We start from the raw sequence: 21,533 nt of genomic DNA on the forward strand, positions 1-21,533 counted from the left end.
CCGCATTGCCGAAGCGCTCAGCGCGTCAACCGGCTCGCCTCGCGCGCCAGCGTCTCGATCCGCGCCCAGTCGCCTTGGGCGATGGCGTCGGTCGGCACGATCCATGAGCCGCCAACGCAGGCCACGTTGGAGAGCGCCAGGAAGTCCGGGGCGTTGGCCAGGCTCACGCCGCCTGTCGGGCAGAAGGTGACATCGCCGAACGGGCCTTGCCACGCCTTCAGCATCGGCAGGCCGCCGGCCTGCATGGCGGGGAAGAACTTGAGCTCCGTGTAGCCGTCCTCCTGCGCCGTCATGATCTCGCTGCCTGTCGCAACGCCAGGCAACAGCGGCAGGCCGAGGTCATGGCAGGCCTTGCCGACGGCGCGCGTGTAGCCGGGGCTGACGCCGAACTTCGCGCCAGCCAGCGCGGAGGCCTGCGCGTCCGCCGCGCTGCGGATGGTGCCGGCGCCGGCAACGGCATCGGGCACCTCCTTGGCAATGGCCTCGATGCACTGCAGCGCCTGCGGCGTGCGCAGCGTCACCTCCAGCATGCGGATGCCACCGGCCACCAGCGCGCGCGCCAGCGGCACGGCATGGGCCACGTCGTGCAGCACGATGACCGGGATCACCGGTGCGTCGCGCATCACCTGGAGCGCGGTCAATGTCTCTTTCACAGCCATGTACAGGCTCCTTTTTCTGCGGTCAAAGCATTGCGGCGCATGCCGGCGAACAGTTCGCGGCCGAGGCCTCGGCCATCGGCATCGCGCTGGGATTCAGGCTGGACGGCGTTCTCGCGCGCGGCCCATTCGTCTTCGGGCAGCAGCACAGCCAGCGTGCCGGCCACGGCGTCGAGACGGATCAGGTCGCCGTCGCGCACCTTGGCCAGCGGGCCGCCGGCAGCCGCCTCGGGCGAGAGATGAATGGCCGCAGGGATCTTGCCCGACGCGCCGCTCATGCGCCCGTCCGTGACGAGCGCCACGCGGAAGCCCTTGCCTTGCAACACCGACAGCGGCGGCGTGAGCTTGTGCAACTCCGGCATGCCGTTGGCCTGCGGACCCTGCCAGCGCACCACGCACACCACGTCGCGATCCAGTTCGCCAGCGGTGAAGGCCTTCTGCAACGCGAACTGCGAATCGAACACGCGCGCCGGCGCCTCGATCACATGGCGGTCATCAGGCACCGACGACACCTTGATCACGCTGCGCCCCAGGTTGCCGCTCAGCAGCTTGAGGCCGCCCGTGGCGCTGAAGGGCTTGCCGACCGGTCGCGTGATGGCCTCGTTGGCCAGCGGCGCCGCTGCATTCCAACGCAGCGTTGCAGTGGCTGCGTCCGCCAGTTCAGGGATGCCGGCGAATTCTCGGATGCCGCCCGCGCGCACCGTCATCACATCGGCATGCATCAGGCCGGCGTCGACCAGCTCGCCGATGACGAAGCCCGGACCGCCCGCGGACTGGAACTCGTTGACGTCGGCGACGCCGTTGGGATACACGCGCGCCAGCAGCGGGATCACGTCGGAGAGCTTGGAGAAGTCATCCCAGTCGATCAGGATCCCGGCCGCGCGGGCGACCGCCACCCAGTGGATCAAATGGTTGGTCGAGCCGCCCGTGGCCAGCAGCGCGGCCATCGCATTGACGATGGCCCGTTCATCGACCATCACACCGATCGGCGGGCAGTCGTAGGCCTGCGCCGCGGCACGTCCGAGCACCGTGCGAACCGCCTCGCGCGTGAGCGCCTCCCGCATCGAATCGGCGGGCTGGATGAACGCGCTGCCGGGCACATGCAGGCCCATCGCTTCCAGCAGCATCTGGTTGCTGTTGGCGGTGCCGTAGAAGGTGCAGGTGCCTTGGCCGTGATAGGCCGCCATCTCCGCTTCGAGCAAGCCCTTGCGGCCGACCAGGCCTTGCGCGGCCTGCTCGCGCACCTTCGACTTGGCCGTGTTCGACAGGCCCGACGGCATCGGCCCCGCCGGCACGAAAACCGTCGGCAGATGACCGAAGTGCAGCGAGCCGATGAGCAGGCCCGGCACGATCTTGTCGCACACGCCGAGCAGCAGTGCCGCATCGAACATGTCATGGGTCAGGGCCACGGCCGTGCTCATCGCGATGATGTCGCGGCTGAACAGGCTCAGTTCCATGCCGGGCGTGCCCTGCGTCACGCCGTCGCACATGGCGGGAACGCCGCCGGCCACCTGGGCAGTGGCGCCGAGCTTGCGCGCCTCGTTCTTGATGATGTCGGGGTAGTGCTGGTACGGCGCATGGGCCGAGAGCATGTCGTTGTAGGCGGTGACGACGCCGATGTTCGGCGCCCGCTCGCTCACCACCTTGAACTTGTCATTGGCCGGTATGGCGGCCACGGCATGCGCGACGTTGGCGCATCCCATGCGATCGGAGCCTCGGTCGCGGTCACGTATTTCGGCCAACTGCTGCAGGTAGGCACTGCGCATCGGCTGGCTGCGCGCACGAATCCGCTCGGTGACCTCTAGGACTGTGGGGTGTGTGGTCATGGCCAATCATCGTACCAAAGCAATATGAAAAGCCCGGTGCTACCGGGCTTTTCATCAATACGCTCTTGCGCCTTGCGCGCCCCGTTGTCAGTCGACCAGCTTGACTTCGACGCGACGGGCCTGCGCGTTGCTGCCGGTGCCCTCGGTGGTTTCGGGCTTCTTGAGTTCGAGCTTGTCGGCCGGCACACCAAGACCGACCAGCACGTCACGCACCGCTTCGGCGCGCTTCTTGGAGAGTTGCTCGTTGATGGCGGCGTCGCCCGTGGTGTCGTGGTAGCCGGAGATCACGGCACGCTTGCCGGCCTGGATCCCCTGGATCACGGCGGCCAGCGCTTCGGCAGCGCCAGGAGCGAGGTCGGTGCTGCCGGTAGCGAAGTAGAAGTTCACGACACCGTTTTCCACACGGATGCTGGCGCCATCCGGAATCACGACCACCACTGTTTCGGTGACCGTGGCCACGACAGGTGCAGTGGCTGCCACGACCGCAGGCTTGGCCTTGTGCGCCTTGCCGTTCGCATACAGCGCAATGCCGATCACGAGGAACAGCACCAGGGCAATGACGCCCACTGCGATGCCGAGAATGAGGTTTTGTTGACTATCGTCGTCGCTGGGGGATGCCATCGGGCGAACTCCGTTATTGAGGGGCAAGTAAATAATGGTGCGGTGAACCATGTACAGCAAATTGTAGGTGCACCGGTGCCCGATCCCGGTCCCCCCGGGCTCGACCCCATGCCGAAGCCGCTGCGCGACCCCAAGCCGATGCTCGACCGCGTGATCGAGGAATGGGGCGGCCACCACGACCTGTGGCTCTTCGGCTACGGCTCGCTGATCTGGAAGCAGGAGTTCGAGCACGCCGAGCGCCGGCCCGCCAAGGTGCATGGCTGGCACCGTGCGCTCAAGATGTGGAGCCGGGTCAATCGCGGCACACCGTCGAACCCGGGGCTGGTGTTCGGCTTGCTCTCGGGCGGCAGCGTGCAGGGGATGGTGTTTCGCATCCCGGCAGCCGACGGGCTGGAGACGCTGGGCCGCCTGTGGCTGCGCGAGATGCCGACCGGCGTGTATGACCCGCGCTGGCTCGACTGCAACACGCCCGGCGGCAAGGTGCGCGCGCTGGCTTTCACCTTGTCGCGGCGCAGCCCCAACTTCACCGGTGAACTGGCCGAGGCGCGCTACCGCGAGATCTTTGCCAGTGCGGCCGGGCGCTACGGCACGTCGATCGACTATGCGCGGCAGACCTTCCTGGAACTGCGCCGTCATGGCATCCATGACGCGGCACTGGCGCGGCTGGTGAGGATGGCAGGGGATGACCTGGTGGCGGCATTGCACGGCAACCCGGCGTCGCAGGCATCGGCGGCGTCGGACAACTCCCCGTGATGCGGAGGCTTGTGCTGCGCGGCCTTTACCCGCGCAAGGCGCCGCCGGATACTGGTGCCGCAATACATCAGGAGAAGCCATGAACCTTCGATTCGCTGCCTTGTCCACCCTCGTCCTTGCGGGTGCCTTCCTTGCCGGCTGCGGCAGCATGGGCACGGGAAAGGCCGCTGCCGTCGCCAACCTCGCGCCCACGGGCGCCCTCACACCCAACCCGACCAAGGGCAAGGCGAGCTTCACGGCGCTGGACCATGGCGTCCGCCTCACAGGCGAAGTCAGCGGCCTGCCTCCGGGCAGCGAACATGGCTTCCACATCCATGAAAAAGGCGACTGCGGCGACAACGCGATGGCAGCGGGCGGCCACTTCAACCCGGCCGGCGGTACCCATGGAAAGTTCGAGCAGGCGGGCAGCCACGCGGGCGAACTGCCCAGCCTGGTGGCCGACGGCACCGGCGTCGCGCGCTTCAACGTCGAGGTGCATTCGATCTCATTGACCGACGGCGCCACCAACAACGTGGTGGGGCGCGCGCTGGTGGTTCATCGCGACCCGGATGACTTCAAGACGCAACCGGCCGGCAACTCGGGGCCGCGCACTGCTTGCGCGGTGATCACGAAGGGTTGAGAGGGAGGCTCTGAAAAAGTCCTCGCGAGGACGCGCGGCCCGCGAAGGACTGGTTCAGAGTCGCCCCAACAGCGCCTCGGCGCGTGCGAGTGCTTCGAGCGTGTCGATGTCGGTCACGATGCCGACGTCGTCGACCTCGATGTCCGCGACCTTGCCTGCAGCCCGCAGCGCCTTGAGCACGGGCGCGGCGCCCAGGTTGCCTTCCAACGCCATCAGCGCGTCACGGTTGGCCCGTGCGAAGCCGACCGGATGGCCGCGCTCGCCCCGAAAGAAGGGCTGCGCCGCCTGCGTCTCGCCGCCGAGCGCCTCTGCGACCTGACGCAGCGTGGAAGCCCGGACCAGCGGCAGGTCGCCCGGCAGGATCATCCAGCCGGCTGCATCGGGCGTGTTGCGCACCGCCGCCGCGATCGAGTCGCCCATGCCCGGATGGCCCGCGTCCTCCAGGCGCCACGGCAAGCCACTCGCCTGCACATGGGCCAGCGTGTGCGCCAGCACCGCCTTGCCGGCCAGCAAGGCCTGCAGCTTGGAACCAGTGCCGCCGGAAGCGACGAAGCGTTCGCCGCGTCCGGAGGCCAGCACGATGACGGTGGGCAGTGTGTCGGTCATGGTCGGAGTATCGGTGTCCTGTCGGTGTGCGGCGGCAGGGCGCGACAATGGACGGATGAGCTCACCGAACGATTCCCTCGCCGGCCTGCGCAAGAGCTACGAGCGCGCCGAACTGGACGAAACCGCCAGCGCCAGCGATCCGCTGAAGCAGTTCGAGCGCTGGCTCACCGAAGCCATCGACGCCAAGGTGCCCGAACCCAACGCCATGACGCTGGCCACCGTGGCCGGCGACCTGCGGCCCTCGACGCGCATCGTGCTGATCAAGGGCTACGACGCCCGCGGCATCGTCTGGTTCACCAACTACCAGAGCCGCAAAGGCCAGGAGCTGGCGGGCAATCCGTTCGCGGCGCTGCAGTTCCATTGGGTCGAGCTGGAGCGCGTGGTGCGCATCGAGGGCCGCGTCGAGAAGGTCGATGGGGCCGAGAGCGACGCCTACTTCGCCAGCCGTCCGCTGGATTCCCGCATCGGTGCATGGGCCAGTCCGCAGAGCGAAGTGATCGAGGGGCGGCAAGTGCTGGTGAAGAACGCCGCGGTCATCGCGGCCAAGCATCTGCTGTCGCCGCCGCGGCCGCCGCATTGGGGTGGCTATCGGCTGGTGCCTGATCGCTGGGAGTTCTGGCAGGGCCGCGCGAGTCGGCTGCATGACCGGCTGCGCTACCGCCTGCAAGACGGTGCATGGCTGCGTGAGCGCCTGGCACCTTGATTGAAACGCCTCAGAGATAGCCGACGAGGGCCATCACACCCGACAGCGTGACCAACGCCAGCACCGTCGACACCACCACGCTGGCCGTGACCAGTTCCTCCGCCACCTTGTAGCGCTGCGAGAACAGGAACACGTTGGCGCCGATCGGCAGCGCCGCAGCGACCACCATCACAGCCAGCGGTAAGCCGCGCAGGCCCATGACCCAGCCGAGGCCGAGCGTCAGCAGCGGATGCACCACGTTCTTGAACAGCGCCTGCACCAGCGCGCCGCGCCAGTGCTGTCCCACGGGCGTCAGCGCCAGCGTGACGCCCACCATGGCGAGTGCGACCGGGCTGAAGGCCTGCCCAAGCAGATTGATGGGCGTATCGATTGCCACCGGCAACGTCCAGCCGGTCTGCGCGAACAGCAGCCCCGCGATGATGGGCAGGGGCACCGGATGAATGATGGCGTTGCGCAAGGCGCGGCCCACCGTGCGCAGCATCGCCTTGCGGTCCTGCCGCCCGCCGCTCTGGGCCGCGTTTTCATGTGCCACCGCCAGTTCCAGCACCACCGTGGCGCTCGTCAGCAACACCAGCGAATGCAGCGAGATCAGCGTCAACAGCACCACCATGCCCTCCGGCCCGTAGGCCAGCCCGACCAGCGCGATGCCGATCATCACGGTGTTGCTGTAGGTGTTGGCCAGCGCCAGCACGGCGGCCGTCCGGTTGAAGCCGCGCCAGAACATCGTCGCCGCGAAGATCAGCCCGGCCGCCAGGAAGTACGCCGCCACCGGCCGCAGGCTCAACTGCTCCACGTGGACCGTGCTCATCGAGCGGAACAGCAGCGCCGGCGCCAGCAGCATGAAGATCAGGTTCGACAGGTCCTTGACCGACTTGCCGCCGATCCAGCCGCGCTTGCCCGCGAGGTAGCCCGCCGCGATCAGCAGGACCACGGGCAGCAGCGAGGAAATGACCGTCGTATTCAGTGCTTCACCCGACTTGCGAAGGTCTTCAGAAACTTCTCGACCTTCGGCCCGACCACGAAGGCGCAATAGCCCTGGTTCGGGTTGTTCTTGAAGTAGTCCTGGTGCCAGGCCTCCGCCGTGGAGTAGTTGGCCAGGGGCTCGACCTCGGTGACGATGGGCGAGCGCCAGGTCTTGCTCTCGGTGGTCTCGCGGATGACCGACTGCGCCACCTCGCGTTGCGCCTCGGTGGTCGTGTAGATGCCGCTCCGGTATTGGGTGCCGGTGTCGTTGCCCTGCCGGTTCAACGTGGTCGGGTCGTGCACCACGAAGAAGATCTCGAGGATCTCGCGCAAGGAGATCTGTGCCGTGTCGAACTCGACCTTGACCACCTCCACATGCCCGGTGCGGCCGGTGCACACCTGCTCGTAGCTCGGATTGACCACCGGGCCGTTGCAGTAGCCCGATTCCACGTCGGTCACACCCTGGACGCGGTCGAATACCGCCTCGGTGCACCAGAAACAGCCGCCGCCCAGCACGATGGATTCAGTCGAGGAAGACATGGATTGCAGTCCCGGATGTGGCAAAAGACACAGCCCGGCATTGTCGCGGCTTGACGCTCGGCGCGTCGCTCACTACATTACTAACCCGCTAGTCATTAATTTTCATGCCGTCTTCCAGCTTTCTTGCCGACAAGGTGCGCGCAGTCAGCGCCAAGCGCGAGCGCCGCAAGGAAGCCCGCCCTGGCGAACTGCTCGACGCCGCCCTCGACCTGTTCGTCGAAAAAGGCTTTGCCGCCACTCGCTCCGAGGAAGTCGCGGCGCGCGCCGGCGTTTCCAAGGGCACGCTGTTCCTCTACTTCCCCAGCAAGGAAGAGCTCTTCAAGGCCGTGGTCCGCGAGAACATGTCCGGCCATTTCCCGGACTGGAACAAGGAGTTCGAGGCCTTCGAGGGCAGCACGCCCGACATGCTGCGCCACGTGATGCGCACCTGGTGGGAACGCATCGGTGCCACGCGCCTTTCCGGCATCACCAAGCTCATGATGAGCGAGGGCAGCAACTTCCCGGAACTCGCCGCCTTCTACCAGGCCGAGGTGGTCATGCCCGGCCATGAACTGTTGCGTCGCGTGTTCCGGCGCGGCGTGGAACGCGGCGAATTCAAGCCGATCGATATCGACATGGCGGTCTACACCATCGTCGCCCCCATGATCTTTCTCATGCTGTCCAAACATTCCAGCAACATCTGCATGGCGCCGAGCATCGAACTCGACGCCGACAAGTACATCGCACTGCAAGCCGAGACGCTGTTGAACGGCGTCTGTTCGCCGACTGGGAGCGGCGCATGAAGAAGACCTGGCTGCGCTGGGTGATCGCCGCACTGGTGCTGGTGCTGATCGGCGCCAGCGTGCTGCGCGCGCTCTCGGCGCGCAAGGCCCAGCAAGCCGCCATCGCCGCCGCCGCGCAACCCGCCGAGACCGAAGTGGTGCTGACGCCTTCCGAGACGGTGCGCGCGACGCAGCGCGAACTGATGCAGACGCTGCCGGTCTCCGGCACGCTGCGCGCGGTCGACTCGGCCGTGGTCAAGGCGCGCGTGGCCGGCGAACTGATCGGCCTCACGCTGCGCGAAGGCGACTCGGTCACGGCCGGTCAGGTGGTCGCGCGCATCGATCCCACCGAATACAACTTCCGCGTGCAGCAGGCGCAGGAGCAGGCCGATTCGGCCCGCGCGCAAACCGAAATGGCGCAGCGCACGCTCGACAACAACAAGGCGCTGGTCGACCAGGGCTTCATCTCGCGCAACGCGCTCGACACATCGCAATCGACCCTCAACGCGGCGCAATCCACGCACCGTGCTGCCCTCGCCGCGGTCGACGTGGCGCGCAAGTCGCTCAACGACACGGTGCTCAAGAGCCCGATCTCCGGTCAGGTCGCGGCACGCCTGGCACAACCCGGCGAGCGCGTGGCCATCGATGGCCGCGTGCTGGAAGTGGTCGACCTGAGCCGGATCGAAGTCGAGGCGACCATGTCGGCGGCCGATTCGGTGTCGGTGCGCGTCGGCCAGCGCGCCTCGCTGCAGATCGAAGGCAGCACCGCAGGCATGGCGAGCACGGCGTCGGCGGAACGCAAGGTCACTGCGAGCGTGGTCCGCGTGAATCCGAGCGCACAGGCGGGCAGCCGCAGCGTGCTGGTCTACCTGCGCCTGGACAGCAACACCGGCTTCCGCCAAGGGCTGTTCGCGCAGGGCACGATCGATGTGGGTCGGACCACCGCGCTGGCACTGCCGCTGACTGCCGTGCGCATCGACAAGCCCGCGCCCTACGTGCAGACCGTGGTCGATGGGCGCATTGCCTACCGTCAAGTGCAGACCGGGCTGCGCGGCCAAGTGAACGGCCAGACGCTGGTGGCGGTGACCGGCGTGGAAGACGGTGCGCTGGTGGTGGCCGGCACGGTCGGCCCGCTGCGCGAAGGCACGCGCGTCAAGCTGGCCGAGGGCGCGGCGGCGCCTGTTGCCGCGCCTGCGGCATCCGCAGCACCCGCTGCTTCGCCCGCGCCCGCGGCCCCGGCGGCACCAGCCCCTGCGGCACCGGCCCCCGAGGCTGCTGTTGCGTCGGCGCCCGCCGCCCCCGCCGCATCGGGCGCCGCGCGTCCGGCGCCCTGATCGGCGCGCCCGGCCATGTGGTTCACTCGCGTCAGCCTGCGCAACCCTGTCTTCGCCACCATGCTGATGCTGGCGCTGGTGGTGCTCGGCGCCTTCTCGTACCAGCGCCTGAAGATCGACCAGTTCCCGAACATCGACTTTCCGGTGGTGGTGGTCATCACCGAATACCCCGGCGCCTCGCCCGAAATCGTCGAGAGCGAAGTCACCAAGAAGATCGAGGAAGGCGTCAACTCGATCGCCGGCATCAACAACCTGACCTCGCGCAGCTATGAAGGCCAGTCGGTCGTCATCATCGAGTTCCAGTTGTATGTCGACGGACGCAAGGCCGCCGATGACGTGCGCGAGAAGGTGGCCGCGGTTCGCCCCTTGTTCCGCGACGAGGTGAAGGACCCACGGGTGCTGCGCTTCGACCCGGCATCACGCGCGGTGTGGTCGGTGGCGGTGCTACCCGATGCGGCGACGAGCGCGCCATCAGGCCGCCAGCCCAGCGCCATCGAACTCACCAACTGGGCCGACCAGGTGCTGAAGAAGCGCCTGGAGAACGTGCGCGGCGTCGGCTCCGTCACGCTCGTGGGCGGCACCAAGCGTGAGATCAATCTCTACCTCAATCCGGGCGCGATGGAGTCGCTCGGCGTCACCGCCGAGCAAGTGGTGAACGCGGTGCGCAACGAAAACCAGGCGCTGCCGGTCGGCTCCGTGCGTTCGCTGGAACAGGACCGCGTGGTGCAGATCGATGCGCGCATGGAGCGGCCGGAAGATTTCGGCAAGATCATCGTGGCCCGCAAGGCCGGCGCGCCGATCCGCGTGGACCAGGTCGCGCGCGTCTCGGATGGCGCGCAGGAGGTCGACACCCTCGCCCTCTACAACGGCCAGCGCACGCTGCTGCTTTCCGTGCAGAAGGCGCAGGACGAGAACACCATCGGCGTGGTCGACGGCTTGGTCAAGGCCATCGCCGACATCAAGCCGCAACTGCCGCCCGGCGTGAAGCTGGAGCCCATCGGTGACGCGTCACGTTCGATCCGCGTGGCCGTGCAGAACGTGCGCCAGACGCTGATCGAAGGCGCGCTGCTCACCGTGCTGATCGTGTTCCTGTTCCTGAACTCGTGGCGCTCGACGGTCATCACCGGGCTCACGCTGCCGATCGCCTTGATCGGCACCTTCTGGTTCATGCAGATGTTCGGCTTCACGATCAACATGATCACGCTCATGGCGCTGTCGCTGTGCGTGGGCCTGCTGATCGACGACGCGATCGTGGTGCGCGAGAACATCGTGCGCCATGTGCAGATGGGCAAGGCACCCTACAAGGCCGCGCTCGACGGCACGCAGGAGATCGGCCTGGCGGTGCTGGCCACCACGCTGTCGATCGTCGCGGTGTTCCTGCCGATCGGCTTCATGGGCGGCATCATCGGCAAGTTCTTCCACGAGTTCGGCATCACCATCGTCGCGGCGGTGATGATCTCGATGTTCGTGAGCTTCACGCTGGACCCGATGCTGTCCAGCCTGTGGCACGACCCCGCCATCGACAAGCACGGCAAGAAGCGCGGCAAGCCGGTCACCTTCTACGACAAGACCATCGGCCGCGTCACCGGCTGGTTCGACGATGCGACCGAGAAGCTGGCGGACGGCTACCAGTCCATCCTGCGCTGGTCGCTCAAGCACAAGCTGGCCACAGTGTTCGCCGCGGTCGGCATCTTCATCGGCAGCATCTTCATGGTGCCGCTGCTGGGCACCGAGTTCGTGCCCAAGGCCGACTTCTCCGAGACGGCGATCAACTTCTACACCCCGGTCGGCTCCTCGCTCGAAGTGACGGAATCCAAGGCGACGCAGGTCGACGCCATCCTGCACGACATGCCCGAGGTGCGCTACACGCTCACCACCATCAACACCGGCGATGCACAGGGCAAGATCTACGCGAGCATCTACGTGCGCCTGGTCGACCGCAAGTCACGCAATCGCAGCGTCGACCAGATGTCCGCCGTGCTGCGCGAGAAGCTGCGCGCAGTGCCCGGCATCACCGTCACGCACGTCGGCCTGCGCGATTCGGTGGGCGGCAACAAGCCGATCGAGTTCTCGCTGCAAGGCCCCGACCTGCAGGAACTGGAGCGCCTGACCAAGCTCGTCACCGAGCGCATCCGCACCATCCCCGGCCTGGTCGACCTCGACTCCAGCCTCAAGCCCAACAAGCCGACGGTGAGCGTGGTGGTCAAGCGCGACGCGGCCTCCGACCTGGGCCTGGGCGTGGCGTCCATCGCGAACGCCTTGCGCACGCTGGTGGCCGGCACCACGGTCGGCACCTGGCGCGCACCGGACGACCAGACCTACGACGTCAACGTGCGCCTCGCCCCCGAGGTGCGCAACACACCGGGCGACCTGGCGCGACTGCCCTTCGTCAGCAACGCCATGGGCGCCAACGCCGACGGCAGCAGCCGCATCGTGCGCCTGCAGCAGGTGGCCGACGTGCGCGAGTCCACCGGTCCCAACCAGATCAACCGTCGCGCCCTCGCCCGCGAAGTCTCGATCAACGCCAACACCGACGTGCGCTCGGCCGGCGAGGTGTCGGCCGACATCCGTACCGCGCTCGACGGCATCGCCTTCCCGCCCGGCTACGGCTACCAGTTCAGCGGCTCGGCCAAGAACATGCAGGAGTCCTTCGGCTATGCCGTATCGGCGCTGGCGCTGGCGATCATCTTCATCTACATGATCCTGGCCAGCCAGTTCAAGAGCTTCCTGCAGCCGCTCGCGCTGATGACCGCGCTGCCGCTCACCCTCATCGGCGTGGTGCTGGCGCTGCTGACCTTCCATTCGACACTGTCGATGTTCTCGATCATCGGCATCGTGATGCTGATGGGGCTGGTGACGAAGAACGCCATCCTGCTGGTCGACTTCGCCATCCGTTCGCGCGCGCCGCATCTTGCCGACGACGGCAGCACGGTGCCCGGCCTGGACCGTGCGGACGCCCTGCTGCTCGCGGCCCGGGTACGGCTGCGGCCCATCCTCATGACCACGCTGGCGATGATCTTCGGCATGGTGCCGCTGGCCTTTGCGCTGAGCGAAGGCGCCGAGCAACGTGCACCGATGGGCCAGGCGGTGATCGGCGGGGTGATCACCTCGTCGCTGCTGACGCTGGTCGTGGTGCCGGTCGTGTACTGCTACATGGACGACCTGGCCAACTGGGCGCGACGCAAATGGCATGGCGCGCCAGCCGCGCCGGTGGACGCCACACCTAAAATTGAAGGCTTGTCCTGACCCGCCCGAGAAAGACCATGAATCCTCACGCCAACCCCACGCTTGAAAACCTGCGCTTCAACATGATCGAGCAGCAAATCCGACCCTGGGATGTGCACGATCCAGCCGTCCTTGCACTGCTCAACGAGATCCATCGCGAGGACTACACGCCCGAGGCGCACCGCACCCTGTCCTTCTTCGACATGGAACTGCCGCTCGGCGACGGCAGCGTGCCCGGCGAAATCATGCTGGCGCCCAAGATCGAAGCGCGCACGCTCAACGACCTGAAGGTGCAGAAGCACGAGACCGTGCTCGAGATCGGCACCGGCTCCGGCTTCATGGCCGCGCTGCTGGCCAGCAGCGGCGCCAGCGTGCTGACGCTCGAGATCAACCCCGAGATCGCCGCGACCGCCAGGGAGACGCTGCGCCGCAACGGCGTGCGGAACGTCGAGGTGCGCGTGGCCGATGGCTCCAAGCCGCTGCCCAGTGGCCCCACATTCGATGTGATCGTGCTGAGCGGTTCGGTCGCGAAGATCCCGCAGAACCTGCTGGGCTCGCTGAAGATCGGCGGCCGCCTCGCAGCCATCGTCGGCCAGGAACCCATGATGCGCATGCACTTCGTCACGCGCACCGGCGAAGGCCAATGGAGCACCGCCCAGCCCTGGGACACGGTGGCGCCGCGCCTGCTGAACTTCCCCGAGCCCTCGCGCTTCGCGTTCTGAGCACGACGCGATGATCGATCAAGTCGCCCCCGCCGACCTGGCCGCTTGGTTCGCCGCCGATGCGGCCGCCGCGCCGGTGCTGCTGGACGTGCGCGAGCCCTGGGAATGGCAGACCGCCAGCGTCACGCCCTCCGGCTTCACGCTGCTCACCATTCCCATGAACGAGATTCCGGGACGCCTGTCCGAACTCGATCCGGCCCAGCGCGTGGCCTGCCTGTGCCACCACGGCGCGCGCAGCCAGCGCGTGGCCATGTTCCTGGCCCAGAACGGATTTGATGCGTTGGCCAATGTGGCCGGCGGCATCAACGCCTGGTCGGTCCAGCACGACCCCACCGTCCCCCGCTACTAGGATGGCCCACCCCCGAATGCGCCTGCGGCGCTCCCCCTCAAGGGGGCGCACCCAGCGGCCCGGCAAAGCCGGTTCCGCGGGTGCCCACGAACAGGCTTTGCCTTGCTCGCCCTGCGGTGTTTCACGAACGGCATCGTGACCCATCCGTCCCGCTTTATCTTTGAGGATTCTTGATGCCCCTCTGGCCCCGGCTGCTCCCCCTCCCTGCCGCATTGCTCGTGGCGCTTTCATTGCCGGCTCATGGCCAGAGCCTGATCGAACTCTATGACGCCGCGCGCGGCTACGACGCCACCTACAAGGCGGCGCTTGCGCAGTACGACGCCAGCATCGCCCGCGCCGCGCAGGCCAAGGCGGGCATCCTGCCGGCCGTGGGTCTGTCGGGCAGCGCCGTGCACAGCAACATCAATGTCGAGACGCCGCAGGCCGACATCACGCGAAAGATCAACACGCAGGCCGGTGGCGTCAATGCCACGCAGCCGCTGTACCGTCCGGCCAACTGGGCCACCTACGAGCAGGGCAAGCGCCAGGCCGAAATCGCGCAAGCAGTGCTGACCGCGGCCGAGCAGGACCTCATCGTGCGCGTGAGCCAGGGCTACTTCGATGTACTCGCCAGCCAGGACACGCTGGCGCTGGTGCGCGCCCAGAAGGCGGCAACGGCGGAACAACTGGCGTCGGCCAAGCGCAACTTCGAAGTCGGCACCGCCACCATCACCGACACGCGCGAGGCCCAGGCCCGCTTCGACCTGGTCGTCGCACAGGAGATCGCGGCCGAGAACGACCTGCAGATCAAGAAGATCGCGCTCGATGAACTGGTCGGCCGGATCGGCACCAACCCCACGCCGCTGGCCGCGCCCGTGACCCTGCCCGCCTTGCTGCCGGCGGATGTCAATGTCTGGGTGGCGCAGGCCGAGGCGGTGCATCCATCGATCCTGCAGGCGAAGCTCGGCGTCGACGTGGCCGGGCTCGAAGTCAAGAAGGCCGAGGCCGGCCACAAGCCCACGCTCGACGTGCAGGCCGGCTACAACGTCACCAACAACCCGCAAGGCACCTCGACGGCGCTCGGCAAGTCGCGCATCAACGCGGGCACGGTCGGCGTGGTGTTCAACATGCCGCTGTTCGCAGGCTTCGCGACCGAGAACCGCATCAAGGAAACACTGGCCCTGGAAGACCAGTCGCGCTCGATCCTCGATTCGACGCGCCGCACCGTCAACCAGCTCACGCGAAGTGTCTACCTCAGCCTGGTGTCGGGCGCGGGGCAGGTCAAGGCGCTGGAAGCGGCCGAGGCCTCCAGCCAGAGCGCACTCGATGCCAACCGTCTGGGCTACCAGGTCGGCGTGCGCATCAACATCGACGTGCTGAATTCGCAGAGCCAGCTCTACCAGACCAAGCGCGACCTGGCCTTGGCGCGCTATGGCGTGCTGCTGGGCAACCTGAAGCTGCGCCAAGCCAACGGCACGCTGGTGCCGGTGGACCTGCAGCCGATCAATGCCACGCTGGCACAGGCCGGCAGTGCGGCGGCGGGCGCTTCGCCGACCGTGCCTTCGGCCGCGACGATCAGCCCGGTGCCGGTGCCGGCGAATTCCATTCCCGGCGCGACGCCGGTGGTGCCGCAGCAGCCCTTCAATCCGCCGGCGCCCGTGATGCCGGTGCCGCCTCCGCCGCCGGTGATCCTGAACCCGCCGACGCGCTGAGTCGACGCACACCGGAATCGCGGCGGAAGCGTCGCATGGCGGTGGCCGTGTTGGCCCGGATCAAAAACCGGAAGGGCAAGCGCCTCATGGTGGAACACTCGAAGCCGAGCGTTTCACCATTTCGCTTGAGGTTCGTCAAGTCAAACGGTAGATTCCGTTGGAGAACGCCGCGTCTCCAAGCGCAACCACTTCCTCTTGATCGGAGCGACGATGGACAGTACGAAGAACCGGCCGAAGCGGGTATTTATCAGCGTTCCCAGAGACCACAATTTAGGGCCAACGCAAAGAATACTGAAACAGGCCATTCTCAAAGAATTGCGCGCCCAGGGAATTGAACCGCAGGAATTTCAGGTTTCCGGATTACCACTGCGTTCACCATACACGTTCCAAGCAGTTCGGGACATCATGGCACGGTGCCATGGCGCACTGATATTGGGATTCGCCAGATGGCACGCTCAAGGTGTTCAGAATGGGCTCGCGATTCCCACGGTCTGGAATCACTTTGAAGGTGCATTCGCACTCGCGCTAAAGAAGGAATTGCTTGTAATCACAGAAGAGCATGTTTCGGAAGACGGAATCACTTGGGGCGGCGGAGGGCAGTTGGTCCTTCGTGCTCCGACCGAAACTGGCCCTGAATGGCTGCAATCGGAGGATGCAAAGCGGCAACTTGACGCTTGGATTGAAGCGGTAAAAGACGTCGACGACATCTTTCTTGCATACAGCAGCAAAGGAAGAAGCACTGCGCTTGATATACATCGATTTCTGACATCCCGAAACGTGACCGTCAAGGACTGGGAAATCGACTTTGCCCCCGCTGGAACGATACTCGACCGTCTTCACGAAGCGTCACGCAATTGCCTCGGTGCGGTGATGCTTCTGACAAAGGATGACGAGTTTCTCGGTGAGGAAAACTATGCGGCCCCCAGAGATAACGTCATCTTTGAGATGGGCATGTTCATGGAAGCGAAAGGGCGAGAGCGCGTCCTGGTTGTTCGAGAGGAGGGGGCGAAGATGCCTGCTGATATCGGTGGAGGAATCTATTTGTCGCTAAAGGATAGAAGCGACATTTCTTCAATCCACGCAGGATTGCTCCACTTCATTGAGAAGCAGATCTAGGACATTGAGCAAGTATCTGCGGAGCAAGCTCTGACCACAGAGACGTACAACCCTTGACGATAGCTTGCTGGCTCATGCCAATCGTCGCGAAGTCTTCGAAACACATTGGAGCCTTACGCCGGAGAGCTTACGCAGCAGCCTGTGCGCGCTCGCGTAGAACGAGCGTCTGCACGGCCATGCCGATGGCGCCCCGCTCGTCGTAGAGGTATGAGTTCACAATGCCGCCGCCGTCACCATGAACTTGGCTTTCGGAAAGAAGGCCGATCCATTCCCCAACCGGCTCGCGGTACAGATGGATGCTGATGTCGGCGTTGGAGAACAGGAAACGACTGACCGGCAGCACCCAGGCCAGTCCATTGCCGAAATCCGCCGCCGCGGCGGCACGCATGGCAGGCGATGTCGGCGCGCCTTGCACCAGCGGCATGATCGGGCGAAACCATGCGCCAGCAGGGCCAGGCCGCGTCGTATCGCCTTGCGCGACGCGCGTTTCCATGGCCGTGCGATAGAAAGACACGCCCTCCGGCAGGCCCGGAATGCGCACCGGCTCGCTGCACTGCGCCGGCAACCGCTCCAGTTGCGCGGGTGACCAGCCGATGGGCAGGTCGGCGGGCAGCTTCAGCGGATCGATGCGCATCAGCAGCGCATGGGCGCGCGCGACCAGCGCATCGCCAGCGACCATGTCGATGCCCACGCGCGCCGTCGAACGCGCGGCCTGTGTGCTGCATTGCGTGCGCAGCGGCGATACCGGCACCGGCTTGATCAACTCCACGGTCAATCGCGCCAGCCGCCACCCCCGGCCGGGCGCGGCGGTCTCCGCAACGTGCGCCAGCAACGCGCAAGGCGCGCCGCCGTGTTGGGCCCGCGGATCCCAAGGGCCACGCGAGTGATCGGTAGGCAGCCACAGCTCACCCTCCCGCAAGTAGACTGCCGGGGCGCCGGATGTTGATGAAACGGGATGGGTCATGAATTCGCGGATATGGCCTGCGCGTGAAGGCCGTTGGAAGAATGAAAAAATTCTAGTGGCCTGTCACGGGCAGCCCATGGCCGTTGTCCAGTTCTCCCCATGAAAGCACCCCCCGCCCCGTCGAAACGAAGACGGCCGCTCCAGTCGCGCTCGAAGGAAACCTCGCGCGCATTGCAGGAAGCCTTCGTCCAACTCCTCGTCGAGCGTGACTACGCCCGCGTGACGATCCGCGAGATCGTCATGGTGGCCGGCACCGGCCTCGGCAGCTTCTACCAGTACTTCGCCAGCAAGGACGAGCTGGCTCGCACCTGCATCCACTTGCGGACCAAGGCGCTGCTGCAGGCCATGCGCGAAGCCGTGAACCAGAACGCCGGACGGCCTTGGCCCGAGATCGTCGATGCGATGCTCGAATCGCAACTCGCCGCCGTGCGCGAGCGGCCGCGGGAATGGAGCGTGCACTTCCTGCTGGAGCGTCACCTGTCCGGTCCGGAGGCCTATCGCAAGATGTACGGGCAGTTCATCGACGAATGGGTCCACGCCTTCGATGCCAGTAGCGACCTGCCGCCCGCATTTCCGAAGCAGGAGGCGGCGCAGGTGAGCCAGGCCATCCTCTACGAGCTGGTCGCCGCCACCCACATCCGCGCGGACGGCAAGCCCGACCTGGGCATGCTGGAACGGCAATGCCGTGACGCGTTGCATGGCTACCTGGGCCGCATCGCGCCGCAGTGCGGCGCGGGCAAAACCTGAACAAGCGCGGCACATCCAGTGCCCCATCGCCCTTGGCGTGCCCACGGATTCGCCCTCGCCACGCCCCGTGAACCTGCCTTGGCGCAACGCCGCGCACACCGCCCTGAACCTGAACATTCCCAAGGGCGTTTTTCCCTAGACTTGTCCCAGCTTTATCACAACATTCGAGGCAACGCATGTCCTGGCAAACACACGAGATCACCAACCAGTTCGACGAACTGCAAGACTACAACCTGTTCACCACCGACACGCCCTTGCGCGAAGCGCTGGCCCGCGCCGGCGCCGACTGGGCCGTGCCGCAGATGACCGCGTTCGGCGAGATGCTGGGCAAGGCCGAAACGTGGCAGCTCGGCGCCGACGCCAACAAGTACAAGCCCGAGTTCGATGCCTTCGACGCGCGTGGCCGCCGCATCGACAGCGTCACCTTCCACCCGAGCTGGCACCAGCTCATGGCGCTCTATCGCGGCGAAGGCCTGATCTCGCTGCCCTTCCGCGATGAGCAACAGCGCGGCCGCTGGGCCACCTGGGCCGCAGGCTTCTACCTCAACGGCCAGGTCGAGGCAGGAGTGCTCTGCCCGGCCACGATGACGCAGGCCGCCATCCCGGTCATCCGCAAGGAACCGGCGCTGTGGGACAAGTACGCCGCCAAGCTGATGAGCAACGAATACGACCCGCGCGACATCCCCATGGACCAGAAGAAGTCGATCTGGATCGGCATGGGCATGACCGAGAAGCAAGGCGGATCGGACGTGCGCGCCAACACCACCACGGCCACGCCGGTGGGCCTGGGCGGGCGCGGCGGCGAATACCTGATCCGTGGCCACAAATGGTTCTTCTCGGCGCCGATGTGCGACGCGCACCTGGTGGTCGCGCGCACCGAGGAAGGCGGCCATTCCTGCTTCTTCGTGCCGCGCTGGCGGCCGGACGGCAGCAAGAACCCGGTGCGCATCCAGCGCCTGAAGGAGAAGCTCGGCAACCGCAGCAATTCCAGCAGCGAGGTCGAGTTCCAGGACGCACTCGGCATCCTGATGGGCGAGGAAGGCCGCGGCATTCCGACCATCATCGAGATGGCCACCTTCACGCGCCTGAACTGCGTCGTGGGCAGCGCCGCCTTCCTGCGCCAGGCAGTCGCACAGGGCGTGGGCTATGCGCGCAAGCGCAAGGTGTTCGGGCGCCTGCTGGTCGAGCAGCCGCTGATGCGCGCCGTGCTGGCCGACCTGGCCCTGGAAAGCGAAGCCGCGCTCTCGATGTCGATGCGGCTGGCGGAAGCCTTCGAGCACGGCGACGAACCGGGCCAGCGCTTCTGGAAACGCGTGATGACGCCGGCGGCCAAGTTCTGGGTGTGCAAGCGCGCGGTGGAAGTGTCGGGCGAAGCGATGGAGATCTTCGGCGGCAACGGCTACGTCGAGAACGGCCCGATGGCCCGCATGTTCCGTGAGGCGCCGGTCAATTCGATCTGGGAGGGCTCCGGCAACGTGATGTGCCTGGACGTGATGCGCGGCATCGGTCGTGACCCGGGAGGCGCGCATGCCCTGCTGCAGGAATTGGTGGGCGATGCGAATGGCGACACGCGCATCCTCGGCGAACTGAAGGCCCTCGGCGAGATGCTGCAACAGCCACCCGAGCAACTCGAGGCAATGGGCCGCCAGTTCACCCAACGGCTGGTGCTGGTGGCGCAGGCCACGCTGCTGTGCAAGACCGCGCCTGACTTCGTGGCCGAAGGCTTCATCGCGACGCGCCTGGACCCGCAATGGGGCCGCGTCGTCGGCGCGATCGACACGCGCAAGCTGGATGTTGCGGCGCTGCTGGAACGGGCCCTGCCGGAATAAGGCCGTCGCCCGAAGACAGCACACGACGCCAACCGGCAAAGCGGGCCTCGGTGTGCGCCTCACGGGACTTCACCGCGACAGACACAGCCCATCCGCGCCATGGAAACCAAGCGGCGTGGACTGATGGCAAAGTCATGGTCCCGCCGCGGATGGCGGGCACTGGCTGGCCAGCCCGAAAGGGCAAGGAGGAAACTTGAAAAGAACCATCCCCGCCGCGATCGCGGCCCTCATCGCGAGCACAGCACTCGCGCAGGCACCGGCGCCCGCGCCAGACCCGGCAGCCAGCGACCCGGTCGCACTGGGCTGGATGCAGGGCTCCCCGCCCGCGCCCGACAAGACCGTGCGCTGGGCCGATGGCAGTTTCTTCAAGTTCCCGCAGACGCGCTGGTCCTTCGCGCACTGGAACCAGCTCATCCCTTCGTCCGACATCTGGCGCGGCGAAGGCAGGGTCTCCGTATTGCCGCGCGCCGAGCGCAACGAAATGGGCGGCATCAAGTTCCAGCCCGCGAATGGGGGGCCCACCATGACCTGGGAGCAGGCGCTCGCCGCGAACTACACCGACGCCGTCGTCGTGCTGCACCGGGGCCGCATCGTCTATGAGAAGTACCACGGCGCGATGTCGCCGCAGACACGCCACATTGCGATGTCGGTCACCAAGTCCTTCGTCGGAACGTTGGGCGAGGTGCTGGTGGCGGAGGGCAAGCTCGACCCCACCGCCAAGGTCGCGCAATACATCCCCGAGTTGAAGGATTCCGGCTACGGCGAGGTCACGGTGCGGCAGGTCATGGACATGACCACCGGCGTCAAGTTCTCCGAGAACTATGGCGACCAGAACGCCGAGATCTGGACCTACTCCCGCGCCGGCGGCTTGTTGCCGCGCCCGGCGGGCTACACCGGGCCGCAGAGCTTCTACGACTTCGCCAGGACGGTGCAGAAGGATCCCGCCGCCGTCGCGGGCGCGTTCCGCTACCAGACGGTCAACACCGACGTGCTGGGCTGGCTCATTCGCCGCGTGACAAACAAGACCGTCGGCGAACTGCTTTCGGAACGTTTCTGGACCAGGATGGGGATGGAGCGCGACGCCATGATCGCGGTTGACGCCAGCGGCAACGAGTTCGCGGGCGGCGGCCTGATCCTGACCACGCGCGACATGGCCCGCTTCGGCGAGATGATGCGCAAGGACGGCAGGTTCAACGGCCAGGCCATCATCCCCAAGGCCGTCGTCGATACCATCCGCAAGGGCGGCGACAAGGAGGTCTTCGCGCGTGCCGGCTATGCCACCCTGCCGGGCTGGAGCTACCGCGACATGTGGTGGGTCTCGAACGACGACCATGGCGCGTACGCAGCGCGCGGCGTGCATGGACAGGCCCTCTACATCGACCCCAAGGCGCAGGTGGTGATCGCGCGCTTCGCCTCGGCGCCGCAGGCTGCGAATGCCGTGACGGATCCGGTGATGTTGCCGGCGTACCGCGCGGTCGCCGATTACCTGATACGGCGATAGGCGTCAT

At 66.5% G+C, this 21,533-nt stretch carries 20 protein-coding genes; 13 read left to right on the forward strand and 7 right to left on the reverse strand.

The genetic code is table 11. From position 1 onward, the window contains the following. Positions 1-17 precede the first annotated feature (17 nt). The 3 genes from eda to WKW82_RS05910 form a co-directional block, all read right to left on the reverse strand. Positions 18-659, reverse strand: a complete 642-nt coding sequence (gene eda, locus WKW82_RS05900; protein ID WP_340341315.1) for a bifunctional 4-hydroxy-2-oxoglutarate aldolase/2-dehydro-3-deoxy-phosphogluconate aldolase — start codon at positions 657-659, stop codon at positions 18-20. Then, positions 650-2,482 carry a phosphogluconate dehydratase gene (gene edd / locus WKW82_RS05905; protein ID WP_340341316.1) on the reverse strand — a complete coding sequence of 611 codons (1,833 nt, stop codon included), beginning with the start codon at positions 2,480-2,482 and terminating at the stop codon, positions 650-652. Before edd ends, eda begins: the two co-directional genes overlap by 10 nt. Positions 2,483-2,569: 87 nt before the next feature. Further along, a complete protein-coding gene (locus WKW82_RS05910) occupies positions 2,570-3,103 on the reverse strand; it encodes an OmpA family protein (RefSeq protein WP_340341317.1) in 534 nt (177 codons plus the stop codon). A 108-nt stretch (positions 3,104-3,211) separates the two neighbouring features. Between WKW82_RS05910 and WKW82_RS05915 the strand changes: the two genes are divergently transcribed. Together WKW82_RS05915 and WKW82_RS05920 are read left to right on the forward strand one after the other, a co-directional pair. Beyond that, positions 3,212-3,856, forward strand: coding sequence for a gamma-glutamylcyclotransferase (locus tag WKW82_RS05915; RefSeq protein WP_340341318.1), 645 nt, complete (start codon positions 3,212-3,214; stop codon positions 3,854-3,856). 79 nt (positions 3,857-3,935) lie between these two features. Then, a complete protein-coding gene (locus tag WKW82_RS05920; RefSeq protein ID WP_340341319.1) occupies positions 3,936-4,475 on the forward strand; it encodes a superoxide dismutase family protein in 540 nt (179 codons plus the stop codon). 54 nt (positions 4,476-4,529) lie between these two features. On the opposite strand, the gene WKW82_RS05925 is transcribed toward WKW82_RS05920, so the two are convergent. Beyond that, positions 4,530-5,081, reverse strand: coding sequence for a nucleotidyltransferase family protein (locus WKW82_RS05925; RefSeq protein ID WP_340341320.1), 552 nt, complete (start codon positions 5,079-5,081; stop codon positions 4,530-4,532). Between the two features lie 55 nt (positions 5,082-5,136). Here WKW82_RS05925 and pdxH point away from each other — a divergent pair, with 55 nt between their 5' ends. Next, positions 5,137-5,784: a pyridoxamine 5'-phosphate oxidase gene (pdxH, locus tag WKW82_RS05930; RefSeq protein WP_340341321.1), complete on the forward strand. Its 648-nt coding sequence runs from the start codon at positions 5,137-5,139 to the stop codon at positions 5,782-5,784. Positions 5,785-5,794: 10 nt separating this feature from the next. Here the strand turns inward: pdxH and WKW82_RS05935 are convergent, their stop codons facing one another. Together WKW82_RS05935 and msrA are read right to left on the reverse strand one after the other, a co-directional pair. Beyond that, positions 5,795-6,748, reverse strand: a complete 954-nt coding sequence (locus WKW82_RS05935; protein WP_340341473.1) for an AEC family transporter — start codon at positions 6,746-6,748, stop codon at positions 5,795-5,797. Next, a complete protein-coding gene (gene msrA, locus WKW82_RS05940; RefSeq protein ID WP_422823423.1) occupies positions 6,745-7,287 on the reverse strand; it encodes a peptide-methionine (S)-S-oxide reductase MsrA in 543 nt (180 codons plus the stop codon). The genes WKW82_RS05935 and msrA overlap by 4 nt, the downstream gene beginning before the upstream one ends. A 104-nt stretch (positions 7,288-7,391) precedes the next feature. On the opposite strand from msrA, the gene WKW82_RS05945 reads away from it, so the two are divergent. From WKW82_RS05945 to WKW82_RS05975, 7 genes are all read left to right on the forward strand, one after another. Further along, complete coding sequence (locus WKW82_RS05945) at positions 7,392-8,069, forward strand: TetR/AcrR family transcriptional regulator (RefSeq protein ID WP_340341322.1); 678 nt, start codon at positions 7,392-7,394, stop codon at positions 8,067-8,069. Beyond that, complete coding sequence (locus WKW82_RS05950; RefSeq protein WP_340341323.1) at positions 8,066-9,382, forward strand: efflux RND transporter periplasmic adaptor subunit; 1,317 nt, start codon at positions 8,066-8,068, stop codon at positions 9,380-9,382. Before WKW82_RS05945 ends, WKW82_RS05950 begins: the two co-directional genes overlap by 4 nt. 15 nt (positions 9,383-9,397) lie before the next feature. Further along, the gene (locus WKW82_RS05955) at positions 9,398-12,628 is read left to right on the forward strand and encodes an efflux RND transporter permease subunit (RefSeq protein ID WP_340341324.1); all 3,231 of its coding nucleotides are present in this window, start codon (positions 9,398-9,400) and stop codon (positions 12,626-12,628) included. A 17-nt stretch (positions 12,629-12,645) separates the two neighbouring features. Beyond that, positions 12,646-13,329, forward strand: coding sequence for a protein-L-isoaspartate O-methyltransferase family protein (locus WKW82_RS05960; RefSeq protein ID WP_340341325.1), 684 nt, complete (start codon positions 12,646-12,648; stop codon positions 13,327-13,329). 10 nt (positions 13,330-13,339) lie between these two features. After that, positions 13,340-13,678, forward strand: coding sequence for a rhodanese-like domain-containing protein (locus WKW82_RS05965; RefSeq protein WP_340341326.1), 339 nt, complete (start codon positions 13,340-13,342; stop codon positions 13,676-13,678). Between the two features lie 173 nt (positions 13,679-13,851). Next, a complete protein-coding gene (locus WKW82_RS05970) occupies positions 13,852-15,369 on the forward strand; it encodes a TolC family outer membrane protein (protein WP_340341327.1) in 1,518 nt (505 codons plus the stop codon). Positions 15,370-15,579: 210 nt separating this feature from the next. Then, positions 15,580-16,485 (forward strand): TIR domain-containing protein, encoded by a 906-nt coding sequence (locus WKW82_RS05975; protein WP_340341328.1) that lies wholly within the window; start codon positions 15,580-15,582, stop codon positions 16,483-16,485. A gap of 127 nt (positions 16,486-16,612) precedes the next feature. On the opposite strand, the gene WKW82_RS05980 is transcribed toward WKW82_RS05975, so the two are convergent. Continuing rightward, entirely contained in the window at positions 16,613-17,449 is an 837-nt protein-coding gene (locus WKW82_RS05980) for a thioesterase family protein (protein ID WP_340341329.1), read from the reverse strand. A gap of 99 nt (positions 17,450-17,548) precedes the next feature. Here WKW82_RS05980 and WKW82_RS05985 point away from each other — a divergent pair, with 99 nt between their 5' ends. The 3 genes from WKW82_RS05985 (at position 17,549) to WKW82_RS05995 (ending at position 21,526) form a co-directional block, all read left to right on the forward strand. Next, positions 17,549-18,196, forward strand: a complete 648-nt coding sequence (locus WKW82_RS05985; RefSeq protein WP_340341330.1) for a TetR/AcrR family transcriptional regulator — start codon at positions 17,549-17,551, stop codon at positions 18,194-18,196. 176 nt (positions 18,197-18,372) lie between these two features. Next, a complete protein-coding gene (locus WKW82_RS05990) occupies positions 18,373-20,025 on the forward strand; it encodes an isovaleryl-CoA dehydrogenase (RefSeq protein WP_340341331.1) in 1,653 nt (550 codons plus the stop codon). A gap of 193 nt (positions 20,026-20,218) precedes the next feature. After that, positions 20,219-21,526: a serine hydrolase domain-containing protein gene (locus WKW82_RS05995; RefSeq protein ID WP_340341332.1), complete on the forward strand. Its 1,308-nt coding sequence runs from the start codon at positions 20,219-20,221 to the stop codon at positions 21,524-21,526. The last annotated feature ends 7 nt before the right edge of the window (positions 21,527-21,533 follow it).

Source organism: Variovorax rhizosphaerae (genome assembly GCF_037889975.1).
GTDB classification, from domain to species: Bacteria; Pseudomonadota; Gammaproteobacteria; order Burkholderiales; family Burkholderiaceae_C; genus Variovorax; species Variovorax rhizosphaerae.

What these genes read in the sequence shown, in the direction of transcription:
- WKW82_RS05945 (WP_340341322.1), top strand. Translation starts at nt 7,392, where the DNA reads ATGCCGTCTTCCAGCTTTCTTGCCGACAAGGTGCGCGCAGTCAGCGCC.
- WKW82_RS05990 (WP_340341331.1), top strand. Translation starts at nt 18,373, where the DNA reads ATGTCCTGGCAAACACACGAGATCACCAACCAGTTCGACGAACTGCAA.
- msrA (WP_422823423.1), bottom strand. Translation starts at nt 7,287, where the DNA reads ATGTCTTCCTCGACTGAATCCATCGTGCTGGGCGGCGGCTGTTTCTGG.
- WKW82_RS05920 (WP_340341319.1), top strand. Translation starts at nt 3,936, where the DNA reads ATGAACCTTCGATTCGCTGCCTTGTCCACCCTCGTCCTTGCGGGTGCC.
- eda (WP_340341315.1), bottom strand. Translation starts at nt 659, where the DNA reads ATGGCTGTGAAAGAGACATTGACCGCGCTCCAGGTGATGCGCGACGCA.
- WKW82_RS05975 (WP_340341328.1), top strand. Translation starts at nt 15,580, where the DNA reads ATGGACAGTACGAAGAACCGGCCGAAGCGGGTATTTATCAGCGTTCCC.
- WKW82_RS05910 (WP_340341317.1), bottom strand. Translation starts at nt 3,103, where the DNA reads ATGGCATCCCCCAGCGACGACGATAGTCAACAAAACCTCATTCTCGGC.
- WKW82_RS05980 (WP_340341329.1), bottom strand. Translation starts at nt 17,449, where the DNA reads ATGACCCATCCCGTTTCATCAACATCCGGCGCCCCGGCAGTCTACTTG.
- edd (WP_340341316.1), bottom strand. Translation starts at nt 2,482, where the DNA reads ATGACCACACACCCCACAGTCCTAGAGGTCACCGAGCGGATTCGTGCG.
- WKW82_RS05915 (WP_340341318.1), top strand. Translation starts at nt 3,212, where the DNA reads ATGCCGAAGCCGCTGCGCGACCCCAAGCCGATGCTCGACCGCGTGATC.
- WKW82_RS05970 (WP_340341327.1), top strand. Translation starts at nt 13,852, where the DNA reads ATGCCCCTCTGGCCCCGGCTGCTCCCCCTCCCTGCCGCATTGCTCGTG.
- WKW82_RS05950 (WP_340341323.1), top strand. Translation starts at nt 8,066, where the DNA reads ATGAAGAAGACCTGGCTGCGCTGGGTGATCGCCGCACTGGTGCTGGTG.
- pdxH (WP_340341321.1), top strand. Translation starts at nt 5,137, where the DNA reads ATGAGCTCACCGAACGATTCCCTCGCCGGCCTGCGCAAGAGCTACGAG.
- WKW82_RS05955 (WP_340341324.1), top strand. Translation starts at nt 9,398, where the DNA reads ATGTGGTTCACTCGCGTCAGCCTGCGCAACCCTGTCTTCGCCACCATG.
- WKW82_RS05965 (WP_340341326.1), top strand. Translation starts at nt 13,340, where the DNA reads ATGATCGATCAAGTCGCCCCCGCCGACCTGGCCGCTTGGTTCGCCGCC.
- WKW82_RS05960 (WP_340341325.1), top strand. Translation starts at nt 12,646, where the DNA reads ATGAATCCTCACGCCAACCCCACGCTTGAAAACCTGCGCTTCAACATG.
- WKW82_RS05925 (WP_340341320.1), bottom strand. Translation starts at nt 5,081, where the DNA reads ATGACCGACACACTGCCCACCGTCATCGTGCTGGCCTCCGGACGCGGC.
- WKW82_RS05985 (WP_340341330.1), top strand. Translation starts at nt 17,549, where the DNA reads ATGAAAGCACCCCCCGCCCCGTCGAAACGAAGACGGCCGCTCCAGTCG.